Genomic DNA, 17,725 nt, shown 5'->3' on the forward strand with positions numbered 1-17,725 from the left:
ATTGCACTCTAAGCATGATGCAGCATTCTTAATTGTTCTTTTAATGCCCCAAAGGCAGACTCGATATTAATATAATTCTTTTTGGCCAGATAAAAGGATAAAGACCCATCATCAGTAGCGGAATTTGATTGCAAAGCAACGTTAAACTTTAGTTTCTTTAAACGTCTATATTCTTCTGATTTAGTAACAAAATAGAAATTTCTATAATTACTCTTGGCTCGATAATTGAGTGCTTTTATATCTTTTGCCAAAGGATGTTTAGGAAAATATTCTTTTATGGAATAAGTTCTATTATTATGGACTGCAACAACTGTCTCGTTTTTAGGTAGTAACCTTTTAATTTTATCGGCAAACTTTCTAACTTCGGTATGCGCTGCCGGCGAATAAGAACCGTATTGTTTCAGTGTCTTCTTAATCCCTCTATCTGTAAAAATACGATTTGGATCAAATTCATAACGCACCCGACGTAAATGAAAAACGATATTGCGTGTTCCTGAATGCCGCAGCGTTATTAAACTACCACCCTTCGCTTTAATAAAAGTTTTGGCTGCTGCTAATGCTGTTTTTTCATTCTCATGCAAGTGAACAAAGGTTTTTCCTTTCCCATGCTGTTTTATAATTTCCACCTTGGTATTACCCAGCATGACTGGATACGTTGCAGCATAAACCAGGCTATGGACTATGAGATAAAAAAAGATCAAATATTTCATTTTGAATATCAAAAACACAAAATTGCGTAAATTTTACCCTTTATCGGAGCTAAATTCATCCTTTTTATCTTCAGCACTCAGATAATCAAGATAATAAAATCCAATTAAACGGCTATTCTTAAAGAAGGAGGAAATAAAGCTAAATTTAGCCATCAGGTCTAAGGAGTATACTATGGCTACCTTAAGGGCAAAAAAAATTAGTGCCATTATTGATAGTGAACAAGAACTAGAAATCATTATTACGGAATTAAGTGAAGAAGTTGTAGGACGCCAGGATATTAGTGTTCAAGGAAGTCCAGGTGAGCTAGATGAACAGTATGGTACCCCTTTTCCAGATCCCGATATCCTGCAACATAGCGCTCATCCACCTAAAAAAGAGCCTTTCATGATAGATGACTTTGGCTGGGTACTGGGCTTTTCTCTTGCTATCCCAATTTTTATTTTTGTTACTATTGGCATTTTTCTCTTAGGCGATTTTCGCTCTCTGGAAGACAATTTATTTTTCGGGGGGATAGGAGTTATCGTAGGAGCTATTATTGGCGCAATCCTCGCGGGATTTCTTAAACTTTATCGCAATATGGTAATAAAAAAACAAGAAAAGAAAGGCGGTTTTGTTTTATGGGTCAATGCGACTTCGCAAAAGCAAATGAGTCAAATAATTCCTATTTTAGAAAAACATCATGCCAAACAAATTACCTTAGACTAGGAAAAATCTACTCCCTATAAAAAATGGCTTGAGCACTTATACCCTGATTTTTCGAGCATCGCAGCGGAGCATACATGTTGGTATGTGAGCAGCGAAGCGCAGAAAATCGAGGCATAAGTGACAAGATAGTAAAATACTAAGGGCTGTTTATCTTTCGCTAGCTTGAGTGTTTATGCCTCGATTTTTCGAGCATCGCAGCGGAGCATACATGTTAGTATGTGAGCAGCGAAGCGCAGAAAATCGAGGCATAAGTGACAAGATAGTAGAATACTTAGGGCTGTTTATCTTTCGCTAGCTTGAGTGTTTATGCCTCGATTTTTCGAGCATCGCAGCGGAGCATACATGTTAGTAGGTGAGCAGCGAAGCGCAGAAAATCGAGGCATAAGCGCCAAGATAGTAGAAAGATAAATAGCCCGGCTTAGTTACATACACTTTTATAAGTAGCAACCAAACTATCAGGATTGGCAACAGGTAGATCGGTATCAGCACTCCACATGATCACTCCCTTTAATTGTTTGGTTTTGATAAATTCGCAAACTGATTTAACTACAGCAGGCGATTGATAACCAATAAATTGTTTAGCCACTGGATTATAAAGATAAGCTCCAGTAATAAAAGGGATGCCGGCAACCTCATCTGCCGTTTGAATTTGATAACTTTTATAACCCAATTCATTCATCACTTTAGTCACAGAATTATAGGGTAATAGGCCATCTTGTTTCGTATAAGCCGCTGTGAAATGGCTGGGGCCACTCCAAGGTTGTTCAAAACCCGGATAACTGCTGTCATCACCTCGCTCAACACCGGAAAAACCCCGACCATAGGCAGCAAGACCAACCTGTAGTTTTTCCTTCGGCATACCATAGGCTAAAACCTGATCGGTTATTGCGTCGGTTGCGTAGTTGATCGCAAACTCATCTTTACGACTCGTAGCTGGGTGTTTGAGATAAGCGTGAATAGATGTGTAAGGATCACCGCTTTGATTCCAGGGACCATGCAAATCATAAGTCATCACATTCACACTATCGACATAAGCTGCAATTTGTTTAAACCATCCGCCTTCCACTGATTGATTAATTTTTTCTAAATAATCTTTATTTGCTGTGATGGTTACGGAAATATAAGCTTGATTCCCTAAAGTTTTACGACTGGCCTTGACTAAATCAAACAAACGTTTGTAATCAGTACTCGTTTTTGCATCTGGAGGTAATTGACCACCAGTCTGCAAATCGATAGGCGGTTCAAAATCATAATCCACGCCCTTAAGATTTTTAAAATGATTCATCCAGGCTTTGAACTGCGTTAAAAATTTATCCTGATTAGCAAAAATGGCATCAAAAGTGGCTGTACTAATTCCTTTGTTTTCAACAGTGTTAGCCCCCCCAATTGCAATAATGCGCTTCGCTTTATATTTATTCGAATTAATAAAAGCACCAAAACTATTCAACTGGCCAACTCCTTTTTGATCAGTGTAATTAAACAACTCTTTCTCGCCAGTATTGCCATTGATCTGTACGGAAGCACAAGCCCCTTGATTCGCTTGACAGAAGGTTAAAAAATCCTTCGTTTCCGGTGGTAAAGGTGATATCCACGAGCCCTCTAAAGGTAACTCACCCCATAAATCATCGAAATGTAACAAACCAGACCACTCACTGGGAATCTGATAAAAGGCTTGATTTGGATCATTACTGTTCCATACCTGTAAAAAACTCCAGGCAACAACATCTGCTTTATTAAATTGGGCGACCATTGCAGGATTACTGACATAAGATAATTGACCATAGGGCTGGCCATTTTTATAAGCACCATCATATTCATAGGAATTTTCGCCATACATGGACCAGCTCGTGGTATATAAGGTTAAAGATGCTTGTGCCGCTACGGGTAACAGCGCAGAAATACATGCCAGCAAAGCCACTTGTTTAAACATTTGCATAAACTCTCCAACATTTATTGGTGGTCAAATTTTAACTTTCCTACCAACTCTCTAACCACTGTCATTTTTGACAGGGGTCTATAAAGTAAGTAATTGCTCCCCTATCGCTTTTGCTAGCGCTTGATACTTATTTTTAACTGCCAGTTTTTTATTTATTTTTTGAATGTGAAAATTAATCGTCCTTTCACTTAACTCAAGCTGTTGGGCCATCTCTTTCACGGAGTATTCTTTAGCAATCAGCAACAAACATTGAATTTCTCGCTGTGTTAGACGAAACAGCTGATTGGCAGATACATCCTCAAGAAGATGTGTCTGGATGTAGTGGTAATAATGATGCGCCGCCACGAAAAACTCATACTGCGCTTGAGCTTGTTGCAGATTACATTGTTCATTTTGCATCTGCACCAGTAATAAAACAGCAAAATTATTATGTGGACCATGAATTGGTATAGATAAACCCGATTCAGCTCCAAAGGCAATCGAATCCAACCGCATTTTTCGTTCTAACTCAGAGGAGGCTTGAGCAAGTTGTTGTTCTAAATTCCAATAAATAGGTAAATGGTTGTTATAAACAAAGCTTAAAGTGCTATCAATGTCGTTATACTGCTCTTCAAGATAATGTCTATGCCAGACTTTAAAATTGACAGAAGACATATCGTATTTTAATTTATTGGCTGAATTGGGGTGATAAGCATAATAGGTAAAGGAAAAGGTATTAATCCCTTTACTGGCTAAATAACGACCTAAAGCCTCATCACATTCAGTAATGGTATTCGCTCGCACCAACTGATTTTCCAATTGTATAAGCAAATCATCCATGCTGATTCATCCGCCAGCAAGTCATCACGACAAGAAGAATATTGGCGATAAAGATATAAAAGAAAAACCAGCTATAACCCAGTGCCTGTTCCAATAGTCCGCTGAGAGCACCGAAAAAAGCATAACTCGATGCCATGACGGCTGTGCAAATACTATACATTGACATGGGGTAAATACCTTTATTCGCAGTAGCTAAGAGGTATCCCATATAGCAACCATTCACTAAGCCAAAGACTAGTTGATTAACCAGGATGGCTGCATAGATAAAATAAATATTGTGCTCATCGAAGGATAGAAAAAAGAATAATAAATGCCCCATCAGTAAAAGGATTGTCGTATTTTTCAGGCAATCTGCCAACGTATAACGGCTAATTAAAAGGCCAGAAATAAAAACTCCACTCATTAAAGCAAGCGAGCCACCAATACCATAAATTGTTGCAAATTGAGATAAAGAAAGAGCCATTCCTAGTTTATCAAGTAAAAATAATGGAATAATTTTTTGCATTTGAGCATCAGAAAAATTATATAAAAATAAGAACCACAACGCGGGATATAATTCACGCTTACAAAGCAAGCTCTTACAAATAGTTAGGTAACTGCTTTGAGACGCCTGGTGCGTGTGGTCTGTTTTTTCTGGTATTTTTACCCAATGATAGAGAGCAAATAATAAGACAATTAGACAGAGGCTAGAAAAAAAGAGACTCCAGACATTAACCTTATACTCTATAGCCAGTCGACCAGCTAAAACCAATAATCCTCCTTTTACAAACAGACGTCCAAATTGATAAAAGACAGTACGTAATGGCACATATTTTTTTTGCTTATGCCCATCCAAATTAAGCAAATAAAGGCCATCCGACACAATATCATGCAGTGCTGCAAAAAAAGCTAAACCAATAAAAAGTAGCGTACTAATCACTATAAAATGAGTTTCATTACTAATTGCCAAGAGCAAGAATACAAAGGCCATCAATAATTGATTGAAGATAGTTAATTTTTTCTTACTTGCTTTTTGTTCCAAAAAAGGCGCCAGTACTGGCTTAATAGCCCAGGGTAGGATTAATAGACTACTGATTAATGCCGCATGGCAATTATCCATACCCTGTTGTTGATAAACCAGTATGGCAATCACAGTCACTACAAAATAGGGGATACTTTGTAAAAAATATAAACTTGCTATCCATTGATAAGCTTTTTCCGGGTGTACAGGCACGTCCAACTCATAGATGGCTATAAAACACCAAATTGTACATCATATGGACAAAATTGGAAATATTAATGCTTTCCTATTTATCTGATAAGCGATGTATTGATAGCCATCTTAAATTTCCATTCAAGGATAATCTCCCCCATTACAAAGCTGGTAAACTATTTATATTGACTAAAATACCAAAATTTTGGTTTGCTGGTTTTAAATTTTAATTGTTGATAACGAGGCACTATGAACTGGATAAAATTTGGTTCTTCTATCTTATTAGTTGTTGGACTCATTGCCAGTGCCGCCTGCCTTGCTGTCACATCCTCTGCTACAGCAGTGTTTGTAACCCGTATTGACCAAGACGACCTAAAGAGATGGCAAAAGAAATGGGGAAATCCAGAGGATTTTACTGTTCTCTTTTATAGTCTGGTATTAGCGAATGAGATTCTTGATCAAAAAGACGATTACCAACTTAAACTTGCCAACATTTTTTTTACAGCCGACTTATACAGAGGCTATGAAAATGCCTATCAAATCAATAAAGAACTGCAAGATAAAACAAAGGAAATTGGCTGTCTTGATTTTCGCGTTTTAGCAGGCGGCAATGATACCGTTAACGGTTTTCAGGTAAAACAAGCCTGGACTGAAGGAAAATACACCGTTGTACCTGTAAATGGCGGGATAAAAGCATTAGTTCTACTTAAAACCGACGCAGGCTGGCGAGTAGATGATCTTGTATATACCTGGGAAAAAGCGAGAAGCTCTGTAAAAAACATAAAGAGCGGCTTACGCTCTCAATTGATTTACTGTAATAAACAATCGATTTCTTCCCAGAATAAAAACTAGCTGAGTTGAGCTGAAAGACCCGGCAATTAACCTGCTTGGTCAAAGACTTCCGCAAGCTTAGCTAATACGGCATCCACCTTAACCAATTTCATTGTGTCCTCACCATGAGCATGAGTACCCCATACATTCGTTTCCGGTGTTTTTTTCAAAATAGTAGTTACTGCTTCAGGATAACAATCAACTGCCAAGTGCCTATAGGTATAAGGCCCGGATACCGAGGAAGAAGTAACAGCGTGTAAAGCAACTACAGGCGTACCAACTGCCGCAGCCATATGAGAAGGTCCCGTGTCAGGACACAACAATGCTTGCGCTTGGCTGATTACCGCAAGCAATTGCTTGGGTTTTGTTTTGCCTACTAAATCAATGCAGGGGACTTCCTTGATGATTGCGTCGGCGAGCTCTCTGTCATACTCACCCGGCCCCCCCGTTAGAACCACTTGCACCCGCCAACGCTTTATCGCTTCTTTTATCACGTCAATATAGCGTTCAACCAGCCAACTTCGCTCTGGTTTACTGGCAGCAGGGTTAACTAATAAAATAGGTCCTTGAGCTGGCAAATGAGCGCGTGCCCATTCATAGTCAGCTTCACCGATTGGGAGATCCCAACGCAAGCCACTTTGCTCCAATCCAAGTGCCTCAGCAAATTTTAGAAATCCGTCTAAAGTATGATCATTACCAGGCTTGATGGCTTCATTAATAAACCATCCATGTCCATCTTTAGCACGTAGTTTGTCATAGCCGATTTTTCGCGTTGCCCGAATTAGTGGGTATAGTAGATTTGCTCGAAAACTTGCCTGAGCAGCTAATAAAACATCGAACTTTCTACCTGCCAACCTCTTCTTGAAATGCCAATAATCGGCCAGATTATTGGGTTTATTGATAACAATAAACTCAACACCCTCCATCCCTTCCACCAAATCATAAGCGGGGCGCGAAATAACCCAGGTGAGCTCGGCATCAGGCAATTTTGCCTGCAAGAGGCGTATCAAGGGAACAAGCATCAACACATCGCCTAATGCAGACAAGCGTACAATGCAAATTGATTTAATCATTTTTTAATACAAAGCGTGAGCCACAATAAGGACAAACCTCGGTACCTGTTTTTTCAATTGGCAAATACACTTTCGGATGGGCATTCCATAATGCCATTTCATCAGTTGGGCAACTCAATGGTAAATCTTGTCGACGCACAACATAATTTTTTTTAGCGCACGCGAGTTGTTCTTTTGCAGACATCGTTTTCTCCCCTACAAAACTCAATCATTTTTGTGCCCTATTATCCAATATTTCATTAATGAGCGCTATGATTTCACTAACAGTTGATGGATTTTCACAAGCAAAAAAAATTGCTTCTTGCCAATGACGTAACCAAGTTAACTGTCTTTTGGCAAGCTGGCGTGTTGCTACAACTCCCTTATAACGCAGTGTTTCGAAATCAAAATCACCTGCCAGATAATCAAATACCTGGCGATAACCCACACTGCGCATTGCAGGACAAGACGGTGACAATTGCCATTTTTGAAGCAATTGTTCTACTTCATTCACAAAACCTTGTTCAAGCATTTGCTCAAAACGTAAGGCTATTCTTTTATGTAACCAGGCTCTATCCTCGGGAAACAAAATCAGGTTCACAAATCGATAAGCTAATGCCTCTTTCTGTTCAGACCAAAACGATGATAAAGGTTTTCCGCTTATCTGATAAACTTCCAAGGCGCGTTGAATGCGCTGGGTATCATTAGGATGAATTCTTGCTCCCGATAAAGGATCAATTTGCATCAATTGCTGATGCAAGTATGCCCAGCCGTACTCTTCTGCCTGTTGTAATAGTGAGGCACGAATCGTTTCATTCGCCTGAGGTAAAGTCGATAAGCCCTGCTGCAAGGCGTTAAAATACATCATTGTCCCCCCTACAAGTAAAGGGATCTTTCCTCGCTTAAAAATCGCTCCGCACAGGGAAAACACATCGGTACAAAACTGAGCGGCAGAATAACTTTCTGGCGGATCAATGATATCAATTAAGTGGTGTGGTACCTGTAATAATTCTTCAGGGGTGGGTTTGGCAGTACCAATGTTCATTTCCCTGTAGATCATTGCGGAATCAACACTGATAATTTCAAAAGGAAAATGCTTTATTAATTCACTGGCTAACGCTGTTTTTCCAGAGGCTGTTGGCCCCATTAAACAAAAAAGAATTTCAGGCATTTAGCAAACTCTCACACAGTGTAGTCGATAACTGCCTGCACCAAACAGGCAATTCCTTTGCATTATACAAGGTTTGCAGATAGGCACTTAAAGTCTCTGTTTCTTCTGGTAAGGCTTGGTAGGCATTAAACAATTGACATAAACTCAATAACTCAATCAATTGCTGATTGGTAGGCGAGTTCAACTTAAAAACGAGTGCAAGAAAACGCTTAATATCAAGATGTGGTACAGCAATTGGCAAAGAGCGAACCAACATCGCGTTTTCACCAGCCAAACCCAATTCTACTCCTACTTGATTCAATGCTTGGCGATAATGATTGATCCTATCTGGGCTAAACTCCTTAACAGGGTAACTAATAGGCACCAGAAGTGGGCGGCTGGCCAAGGGCAATGATTCCTGCGCCAATATTGATAATAACCAATGGCGTTGCAATTTCTCGATATCGACTAAATAGGGCTGTTCTTGTAAAAAGATTAATGCGTAAGCGTTATTTAAAGTGATCCAGTGACTTGTCACCACAGCACTTTGTTCAATTTTCTTAATCGAAAGGGGTAAGGATAGATAGTTTTCGTGAATTTGCTGCCCCGTTGTGATTTCTTTCACTGATGATTGCTGGTAACCACAGGATGTTCTTGGTACCGCCAAAGCCTGCTGAATTTGAGAAGTAATAAAATCGTGTACCAGGCGTGGTTGCTGAAAACGCACCTCATGCTTAGTAGGATGAACATTAACATCTACCTCTGCTGGATTTAATGTCAGGTACAACAAACAAGCGGGATATCGACCTGGATACAGTAAACTTTCATAGGCTCGTTTAATCGCATGATTTAACAATTTATCTTTAACCATGCGAGCATTAACATAGACCCACTGTTTATCGCTCTGACTACTCTGATACTCACTGTTGCTAACCCAACCATGCAAACGCATTCCAGCGTGCTCTACATCAAGATATATCGCTTGCTCAATAAAGGTTTTTCCTAATAATTTCCGTATACGCTGCAATCTGGTTTGAGCACAATGTGCAGCCGGTAAATTTAATCGTTGTTTTCCATTATGAGTTAAGTTGAGCGCTATTGCAGGAGCACTCAAAGCGAAACGCTTAACCACTGTCTCTATTGCCTGAAATTCACTTTGCTCGGTTTTTAAAAATTTTTTCCTGACTGGTGCATTAAAAAAAATATCGCGTACATCAACAGTCGTTCCCTGATTACGGGCACAAGGTGTCATATGAATCGCATGGCCATCACTGGCAAGCATCATGGCATGTTCTTGGCTCTCAGGCCTGGAACTGATAGTCAGCCTCGAGATGGATGCGATACTCGCCAGGGCTTCACCGCGAAATCCCATACTGGCAATAGAGTATAAATCACTAAGCTGTTTAATTTTACTTGTAGCGTGGGCAGCAATTGCCAAGGGTAGATCCTCAGCAACAATGCCAATCCCATTATCGGTGATTTTAATTTGATTCAGGCCGCCATACCCAATATCAATACTAATTATGTCAGCCTGGGCATCCAATGAATTCTCTAATAACTCTTTAACCACAGAAGCAGGGCGTTCAATCACTTCCCCTGCGGCAATTTGATTCGCGACGGTTACTGGTAATTGCTGAATTCTCATCATGTCAACGCAGGTATAACAAGTTTTTGCCCTATTTTTAGCTGCGAGTTTGATAAATGATTTGCAGCTTGTAACACTGCGACTGACATATGATATTGCGCAGCAATTCTAGGCAATGATTCTCCACTACGCACTATATGGATTTTACTATTGCCAGCCAAAGCTTCTATACGTGTGCCGTGCGGAGGGTAATCCCAGAAATAACGTTTCAAACCTTGGAAAATCGCCTGAGTTAAATGAGTCTGGTAGGCAGGATTTGTTAGGTTACTTTCTTCGCGAGGATTAGAGATAAAACCTGTTTCAATCAAAATGGAAGGAATATCCGGTGATTTTAATACCATAAAACGAGCTTGCTCAACTTTATGATTATGTAAATTGGTTATTCTATCGAGATCACGTAATACTCTTTCTCCCATATGTAAACTGGCACCAATGGTAGCTGTTTGCGACAAATCAATTAATACCGTACGTACTAATCCACTTTGATCATCTAGTTCCGATAAATTGACACCGCCCAATTCGGAATAGTTTTCCTTCTCGGCTAGCCATCGAGCTGCCTCACTGGTTGCCCCCGATTGTGATAAAGCAAAAACAGAAGCGCCATTAGATTGCTGATTGATGAAAGCATCTGCGTGGATAGAGACGAAGACATCTGCATTATATTTCCGGGCAATGGTCAAACGCTCACGTAAGCCAATATAATAATCGCCGTTTCGGGTTAATACAGCGCGCATACCAGGTTGTCTATCGATGATTTGTTTCAACTTTTGCGCGATTCTAAGAGTAACATCTTTTTCCATCGTGCGTCTTGGTCCACTAGCCCCGGGATCTTTACCACCGTGGCCGGGATCCAGTACGACAACAACATCACGCAGCGTTTTCCCGGGTTCATGACGAGCCGATACAGGTACTTTCGCTGTATTTGTTGCTCCGCTTCTGTTGACAGGCACAGTGGATGAAATTGCACGGCTCGGCAAATTACCATTTGTAGAAAGATCTAATGAAAAGCCGTGTTTTGATGCAGCTGAACGATGCATAGGATTCGTCCTGGTCATGACAGCCTGACTGACCTCAAAAACCAGACGCAGGGTTTGTGGATTTGGGCGGCCACTGCGAATGTATTTGATTAACTGCCTGCCCAAATTAACTCGATTCAGGTTCACCGCCAAATCAGTGCTCTCAAAATCAATCACCACACGATTGGGATTTGTGAGCGTGAATACTCTGTGCGCAACCGCTTCATCCAGAGTAAAAAGTACAGAAGGATTCCCTGACTGTTGCTTAATCTCAATAGATAACAATTTTGCTGCCATCAAAGTCGAACACCAGACTATCAATAAGCAAATACTAGCTATGCGTATCTTCATTGTTTACCTGCAAGGCAAGACAAAATTAGTTCTCCAGCAGCAGTTGTTGCGGTTAAAGTCAACAAACGGCCACTCCCCTCAATAGTAAAGGCAAAATTAATATCAACATGTCCCAAACTTTGACCGGCTCGTTCAGGCCATTCAATACAACAGATTGCATCAGTCAAAAAATAATCTCTAAAACCAATATACTCCAGCTCTGTTTCATCGTGAATACGGTAGAGATCAAAATGATGTACTTGTAAATACTGGCATTGGTAGCTTTCAAGCAATGAAAAAGTCGGGCTTTTAATAGCTGACTTAACGCCTAGAGCTCGCAACATAGCGCGGATAAAAGTTGTTTTTCCTGCGCCTATCTCGCCACTAAAGGTCAACACTAAAGGAGCAGTTAAACAAGCTGCCAAGCGTGCTGCAAGCGCTTCGGAATATTGCACATCAGGCAAAGCAATGCAATCAACTTTGACCATAAAAACTCATTTTATTCTTGATAAATAATTAACCTGACGACGTAGATAAGGCATTAAATCACTAGCCAACAATCCACGTTCACCCATTACAGCGGCTGCGGCATCTGCGGCACTGGCATGTATCCATACACCCAATTTGACAGCCTCGGCAAGTGCCAGGCCTTGGGCAATTAAGCCTGCAATAACACCACTAAGGGCGTCCCCCATTCCTGCGCTCGCCATACCGGGATTACCATCAGCACAAAGATAAACACCAGGCTCATCGGTACACACCATTGAACCTACCCCTTTAAGGACAACATTTCCCCCATATTGCTGTTGTAACGCCAATATTGTTTGATACCTATCTTTTTGAATCTCTGCATTAGAACATTGGAGCAAGCTGGCTGCTTCTCCTGGATGAGGCGTCAAGATCCAATTATCATCATGTTGAGGATTCTGAGCGAGCAGCCGTAGGGCTGAAGCATCAATAACCATAGGTAATTGAGAGGCAATTGCCTGGTTAAATAAAACCTTTGCCCATTCATCCTCACCAAGGCCAGGACCAATGATACAGACGGTTGCCCTGGCAATAAGCGGCAAAAGCTCAACAGATTCTTCAATGCCATAAATCATTGCTTCTGGTAATAAAGGTAAAACTTGCCCTGCATATTCCGGTCTGGTAGCAATAGTTACCAAACCCGCACCAACTCGTAAAGCAGCATTTGCAGCCAAATAAACTGAACCCGGCATCCCATGCCCACCACCAATAACCAAGACATGGCCAAAATGGCCTTTATGAGAATTTTTTAAACGTCGTGGAAGTAAAGCATGACCTAAATTTTCATCCAAGAGATAGGCAGCGGGTTTAATCTTTAGCAAACAAGATTCAAGTTGCAGACTATGACAAACTAATTCACCACAATGATCAGGTCCATCCAAGGTCATTAATCCAAGCTTGCAAGCGATGAATGTCACTGTAGCATTGGCTTTGACAGCTACCCCCTTCACGCAACCTGTATCGGCATTTAAACCAGAGGGGACATCCAGGGCCAATACTGGCAAACCACTGTCATTGATCTGATTAATAGCGGTCGCTATTGGACCATGTACATCACCTTGCAAACCAATTCCTAATAAGGCATCAACAATTAACTCCGCCTCAGGGTCTATAGCGTCATCAAGGCACTGGCAGGAAACACCAGCAGCAATTGCAGCTACAGCTGCTCTGGCTGCTGGTGGTGGCAAATCCTCTATGGTTTTGTGTTGATTAACAACAACCGAATAACCTTTTTTGTGCGCCAGGCGTGCAAGAACATAACCATCACCAGCGTTATTACCACTGCCACAGAAAATAGCTAAAGTACGTACTGTGGGATATAGCATGGATAAGGTAGAAAAGGCGCTGGTTCCCGCGCGTAGCATTAACTCATCTTCAGACAATCCTAAATCATCCGTAGCCATCTCTTCACATAAACGAATGTGTTTGGCCTGATAAAGAGCAACCTTTGATGTAGTCATGGCCTTGTTACGCTCCGTTAGCTAGCAGGAATTGACTTGTCAATTCTTCTGGACTTACGAAAAACGCCGATCTCTTCGTTAAAATTTACTTTTAATTCGGTCTTTTAGTTAGGCTAAACCCTCATTAGAAGTAAATTTTGCCTCAACCTCGATGTTTTTCGTAAGTCCTGTTCTTATCTTTGAGGCAGGTGATTTGCTAAAACGCTCACAAATCACCTGCCTCAGGAATTGACAGCTTAGGCTTCTAATCTTTTTTTACAAGGGTTAATGAAGGTTTACTACGCCCTTTTATTTCAGTTTTTGCTGTCGGTGGTGGCGGGGGTTCACCGGTATCTTCACCAAACTCCATTCCCCTGCCATTTTCTTTGGCATAAATGGCAAGTACTGCAGCTGGAACTATAAATATCTGCACACTATGGCCAGAAAATCGCGCAGTAAATACTATTCTATCGTTTTCAAGGTGCAAACCACGACAGGCTTTGGGTGAAATATTTAACACTATCCGCCCACTATTAACATGCTCCTGTGGAACCTGTACTCCGGGATATGTTGCGTTTACCAATATATATGGCGTCAGATCATTATCAACAATCCAATCATAAATGGCACGAATCAGATAAGGCTTATTAGAGGTCATATTCATCATTAGGCCGCCCTTAATTGCCTCTCAGCGTCTGTCAAGCTTGCCTGGAATGAATCACGTTTAAATAAACGTTGCATATAAGCATGCAATCCCTTCATCTTGGCAGGTATTTCTATACCCAGCTGGGGTAGACGCCACAGTAATGGTGCGAGAGCACAATCTAGTAAAGAAAATTCATCGCTTAAAAAGTAAGGTTTATCTGCAAAGACCGGTTCCAAACTTACCAGACTATCAAATAAATGTGTACGCGCTTCTTCTTGCTCAACACCGGCTTTGATGCGTTGAAGTAAATAGTACCAATCTTGCTCAATACGATGCATCATCTTTCGTGTTTCTGCGCGAGCAACCGGATATACAGGTAAAAGTGGTGGATGAGGAAAGCGCTCATCTAAATATTCCATAATAATGCGGGCTTCATACAAAACCAATTCGCGATCGAGCAGGGTAGGAATAGTACCGTAGGGGTTTACCGCAACTAATTCATTAGGAGCTTCCCCTTGTTTAGCGTGAAGAATCTCAACATTTACACCCTTTTCTGCCAATACAATACGAACTTGATGACTATAAATATCATCATTATCAGAATACAAAGACATAATCGTGCGCTTTGCAACAATAGCCATCAGCAACTCCTCATCAATCGTTAAACCATACTTTACAGAAGGTTAAAGAGCAGCATTTTACCACAATTTTACCCAGCATGATGAACCTAGTATGACAATTTGTCATTTCGCTATAAATAAGTCAATTTTGTTTTGCAAATCAACGCAGGAAATCCCTGTTACAGCCTATGACCAGAAAAATCCTGTCCAATTAGCCATGAAGAGTCAATGAAGCTTTTTCCAGTATGCTTTCTTGAGTTGATAAGCTACGACTAAGAATATACTTAAAAAAATCAGCACAATTATCCCTAGATGATAACGTACCAATTTTACAGGTTCGCCGACATAGACAAGAAAAGTCACCAAATCTTGCAAGGCGCTATCGAACTGCTGCTGAGTTATTTCTCCATTTTCTACAAGAACCAAATGAGAGATCGCCGATGTTTTAGGATCGCCCTCCCTTACCGCAATCACTTTTCCGGCAAGTGGTGCCAAAACATTCGGCATTGCCACCTCTGGTACCAATAAATTATTAGCGCCAAAAGGTCTTGAGTCATCAGCATAAAAACTCTTCAGATAAGTATAAATCCACTCTGGACCACGTTCGCGTGCTGACAAAGACAAATCTGGGGGGGTAATACCAAACCATTGCCGGGCATCAGTAGCCGGCATACTAATATGAATCGGATCGTAGATTGCAGCACTGGTAAAAATGAGATTATTAACTAACAAATCTTTATCCAGTTCACCATCAAAGGTCGTTAACCCAAGATCTTTGGCCATACGGCTATAACGCATATACCGCAACGAATGGCAGCCAGAACAATAATTCATAAATAATTTTGCGCCCCGCTGTATTTTGGCTTGATCATGGATGTCTATATCGATTGACGACATCTCAATCTTGCTAACAGTAGCCGCCTGTAGCAAAGAACTCATTAACAAACTGAGTAAGTAAGTAACTATCCGATCTTTGCTCATCCATCTATCCTCTCAGGTACTGTTTTATGCTGCTCATAACGACTGTAAAAAGGCATCAATAGAAAATAAGCAAAATAAATAACTGTGCAAATTCTAGCTAAATACTGTTTTAGCGGGGTCACTTGTACTGTCCCCAAATAACCTAGAATGCAAAAACTAATCACAAAAGCAACTAAGGCATATTTCGAATAATTTCCCTTGTAACGCATGGCTCGGACAGGGCTTCTATCCAACCAGGGTATAAATAATAAAATTAATATTGCCGCTCCCATAGCAATTACACCTGTTAGCTTATGGGGGATAGCGCGCAAAATGGCATAAAAGGGTGTCATATACCATACAGGAGCAATATGTTCCGGCGTTACCATTGGATTTGCCGGAGCAAAATTAGCATACTCCAGAAAATACCCACCCATTTCAGGGATAAAGAACACTACCGCAAAAAAACCAATCAAAAAGACAATGACACCTACTAAATCCTTCACAGTAAAATAAGGATGAAAAGGGATTCCATCAAGCGGCTTACCGTCTTCATTCAGATGCTTCTTGATTTCGATTCCTTGTGGATTATTAGACCCAACTTTGTGGAGGGCAATAATATGCAAGAAAACCAGTACTAGCAGTAAAATAGGAATACCAACAACATGTAAAGCAAAGAAACGTTGTAAGGTCGCATTAGCAACATTGAAATCGCCGCGTAACCAAGTTGCCAAACCATCACCTATATATGGAATTGCCCCAAACAGGGAGGTAATGACTTGTGCCCCCCAATAAGACATCTGTCCCCAGGGAAGTAGATAACCAAAAAAAGCCTCCGCCATCAGTAGAATAAAGAGCGCCATACCCAAGAGCCAAATCAGCTCTCTTGGCTTTTGATAGGAACCATACAATAATCCCCTAAACATGTGTAAATAGACAACTATAAAGAAAGCGGAAGCACCTGTTGAGTGCATATAACGCAGTAACCAACCATAATTGACATCACGCATGATGTACTCAACAGAAGAAAAAGCCTGTTCAGAGGTTGGCGTATAGAACATCGTCAGCCATAAGCCAGTGACTAATTGATTGACCAATACCACCATGGCCAGGGAACCAAAATAATAGAAGAAATTCAGATTTTTGGGCGCATAGTATTCACTGACATGGCTTTTCCATGTATTAAGCAGTGGAAAACGGGCATCCACCCAATTGATCAAAGCCTTCATGCTATTATCCTTCTTCTTTGTCCTGCCCAATTACAATGACATGCTCGCTGATAAACTGGTATGGAGGTACCTCCAGATTAATAGGTGCTGGAACACCTTTAAATACTCTGCCGGCCAGATCAAATGTTGAACCGTGGCAAGGACAATAAAAACCACCTGGCCAATTAGGACCAAGTTCATTGTCGACAGGGGTATATTTTGGCGAGCAACCTAGATGCGTACACACCCCTACCAGTATTAAATATTCCGGTTTTATCGAACGATATTGATTTTTCGCATAAGTTGGTTGCTGATCAACCAATGAATCCGGATCCCGTAATTGCTCATCGTGACCGCTAAGCTGCTGTAACATTTCCTTGGTACGTCGAATAATCCAGACGGGTCTTCCCCGCCATTCAACCGTCACTTGCTGCCCCGGCTCTATCTTGGAGAGATCAACCTGCACAGGTGCACCAGCCGCTTGTGCTTTTGCACTAGGGAACCATGAAGCAACAAAAGGGGTTAATGCACAGGCAACACCCACGCCTCCTAATACACTAGTCGTCGTCACTAAAAAATGACGTCGTTGCTCATCAATTTCTTCCTCACTGGGAATATCATCACTACTAGGGTTGGGATCAACGTTATCAATCACGGTCATTTCGTCCTGGTTTCTGTCCCTGAGTCCATCCTCCTGGCAGACACTCTCTTCTGACAGGAAAAAATATAAATCCAGTTATAACAAAGAATTAAGTATTTGAAAACGCCCATGTAAAATACCTGAGCAATCGTCATGGTATTTTTAACTAAAGTTACACCGGGTATTGAAATAGGCGATATTAGACTTTCTTCGGAAACTCGCTACAGCGAGAGAAATGCGAGTAGACACAGGGCGCAGAATCGGGGTGTATGCATGAAATACATGAGTATTCAAGCA

The 17,725-nt window shown here is 40.9% G+C and carries 18 protein-coding genes; 2 read left to right on the forward strand and 16 right to left on the reverse strand.

Going from position 1 to position 17,725, the window contains the following annotated elements:
* Positions 1-8: 8 nt before the first annotated feature.
* Positions 9-710 (reverse strand): protein tyrosine phosphatase, encoded by a 702-nt coding sequence (locus Lfee_RS13540; RefSeq protein ID WP_112854770.1) that lies wholly within the window; start codon positions 708-710, stop codon positions 9-11.
* Between the two features lie 172 nt (positions 711-882).
* Here Lfee_RS13540 and Lfee_RS13545 point away from each other — a divergent pair, with 172 nt between their 5' ends.
* Positions 883-1,416: an AtpZ/AtpI family protein gene (locus Lfee_RS13545; protein ID WP_058447530.1), complete on the forward strand. Its 534-nt coding sequence runs from the start codon at positions 883-885 to the stop codon at positions 1,414-1,416.
* A 418-nt stretch (positions 1,417-1,834) separates the two neighbouring features.
* Here the strand turns inward: Lfee_RS13545 and Lfee_RS13550 are convergent, their stop codons facing one another.
* From Lfee_RS13550 to Lfee_RS13560, 3 genes are all read right to left on the reverse strand, one after another.
* Positions 1,835-3,352, reverse strand: a complete 1,518-nt coding sequence (locus Lfee_RS13550; RefSeq protein ID WP_058447531.1) for a glycosyl hydrolase family 18 protein — start codon at positions 3,350-3,352, stop codon at positions 1,835-1,837.
* A gap of 78 nt (positions 3,353-3,430) precedes the next feature.
* Entirely contained in the window at positions 3,431-4,171 is a 741-nt protein-coding gene (locus Lfee_RS13555; RefSeq protein WP_058447532.1) for a helix-turn-helix transcriptional regulator, read from the reverse strand.
* On the reverse strand, positions 4,164-5,384 hold the full coding sequence (locus Lfee_RS13560; RefSeq protein ID WP_058447533.1) for an MFS transporter: 1,221 nt from the start codon (positions 5,382-5,384) through the stop codon (positions 4,164-4,166). Before Lfee_RS13560 ends, Lfee_RS13555 begins: the two co-directional genes overlap by 8 nt.
* A 228-nt stretch (positions 5,385-5,612) precedes the next feature.
* Between Lfee_RS13560 and Lfee_RS13565 the strand changes: the two genes are divergently transcribed.
* Positions 5,613-6,215 (forward strand): hypothetical protein, encoded by a 603-nt coding sequence (locus Lfee_RS13565; protein ID WP_058447534.1) that lies wholly within the window; start codon positions 5,613-5,615, stop codon positions 6,213-6,215.
* 26 nt (positions 6,216-6,241) lie between these two features.
* Here Lfee_RS13565 and Lfee_RS13570 read toward each other — a convergent pair whose 3' ends face one another.
* The 12 genes from Lfee_RS13570 to petA all read right to left on the reverse strand — a co-directional run bounded on the left by Lfee_RS13570 (position 6,242) and on the right by petA (position 17,449).
* Positions 6,242-7,267: a glycosyltransferase family 9 protein gene (locus Lfee_RS13570; protein ID WP_058447535.1), complete on the reverse strand. Its 1,026-nt coding sequence runs from the start codon at positions 7,265-7,267 to the stop codon at positions 6,242-6,244.
* Positions 7,260-7,451, reverse strand: coding sequence for a zinc-finger domain-containing protein (locus tag Lfee_RS13575; RefSeq protein WP_058447536.1), 192 nt, complete (start codon positions 7,449-7,451; stop codon positions 7,260-7,262). The genes Lfee_RS13570 and Lfee_RS13575 overlap by 8 nt, the downstream gene beginning before the upstream one ends.
* Before the next feature lie 24 nt (positions 7,452-7,475).
* The gene (gene miaA, locus Lfee_RS13580) at positions 7,476-8,417 is read right to left on the reverse strand and encodes a tRNA (adenosine(37)-N6)-dimethylallyltransferase MiaA (protein ID WP_058447537.1); all 942 of its coding nucleotides are present in this window, start codon (positions 8,415-8,417) and stop codon (positions 7,476-7,478) included.
* Entirely contained in the window at positions 8,410-10,044 is a 1,635-nt protein-coding gene (gene mutL, locus Lfee_RS13585; RefSeq protein ID WP_058447538.1) for a DNA mismatch repair endonuclease MutL, read from the reverse strand. The genes miaA and mutL overlap by 8 nt, the downstream gene beginning before the upstream one ends.
* Positions 10,041-11,354 carry an N-acetylmuramoyl-L-alanine amidase gene (locus tag Lfee_RS13590; protein WP_112854768.1) on the reverse strand — a complete coding sequence of 438 codons (1,314 nt, stop codon included), beginning with the start codon at positions 11,352-11,354 and terminating at the stop codon, positions 10,041-10,043. Before Lfee_RS13590 ends, mutL begins: the two co-directional genes overlap by 4 nt.
* 50 nt (positions 11,355-11,404) lie before the next feature.
* Complete coding sequence (gene tsaE / locus Lfee_RS13595) at positions 11,405-11,875, reverse strand: tRNA (adenosine(37)-N6)-threonylcarbamoyltransferase complex ATPase subunit type 1 TsaE (protein ID WP_058447540.1); 471 nt, start codon at positions 11,873-11,875, stop codon at positions 11,405-11,407.
* A gap of 6 nt (positions 11,876-11,881) precedes the next feature.
* Positions 11,882-13,375, reverse strand: coding sequence for a bifunctional ADP-dependent NAD(P)H-hydrate dehydratase/NAD(P)H-hydrate epimerase (locus tag Lfee_RS13600; RefSeq protein WP_058447541.1), 1,494 nt, complete (start codon positions 13,373-13,375; stop codon positions 11,882-11,884).
* 244 nt (positions 13,376-13,619) lie between these two features.
* A complete protein-coding gene (locus tag Lfee_RS13605) occupies positions 13,620-14,018 on the reverse strand; it encodes a ClpXP protease specificity-enhancing factor (protein ID WP_058448030.1) in 399 nt (132 codons plus the stop codon).
* A gap of 2 nt (positions 14,019-14,020) precedes the next feature.
* Complete coding sequence (sspA, locus tag Lfee_RS13610) at positions 14,021-14,641, reverse strand: stringent starvation protein SspA (protein WP_058447542.1); 621 nt, start codon at positions 14,639-14,641, stop codon at positions 14,021-14,023.
* A 204-nt stretch (positions 14,642-14,845) separates the two neighbouring features.
* A complete protein-coding gene (locus tag Lfee_RS13615) occupies positions 14,846-15,517 on the reverse strand; it encodes a cytochrome c1 (RefSeq protein WP_370447016.1) in 672 nt (223 codons plus the stop codon).
* 80 nt (positions 15,518-15,597) lie between these two features.
* Positions 15,598-16,809 carry a cytochrome b gene (locus Lfee_RS13620; protein ID WP_058447544.1) on the reverse strand — a complete coding sequence of 404 codons (1,212 nt, stop codon included), beginning with the start codon at positions 16,807-16,809 and terminating at the stop codon, positions 15,598-15,600.
* Positions 16,810-16,813: 4 nt separating this feature from the next.
* Positions 16,814-17,449, reverse strand: coding sequence for a ubiquinol-cytochrome c reductase iron-sulfur subunit (gene petA, locus Lfee_RS13625; RefSeq protein WP_058447545.1), 636 nt, complete (start codon positions 17,447-17,449; stop codon positions 16,814-16,816).
* Positions 17,450-17,725: the final 276 nt, after the last annotated feature.

It is taken from the genome of Legionella feeleii (assembly GCF_001467625.1).
GTDB classification, from domain to species: Bacteria; Pseudomonadota; Gammaproteobacteria; order Legionellales; family Legionellaceae; genus Tatlockia; species Tatlockia feeleii.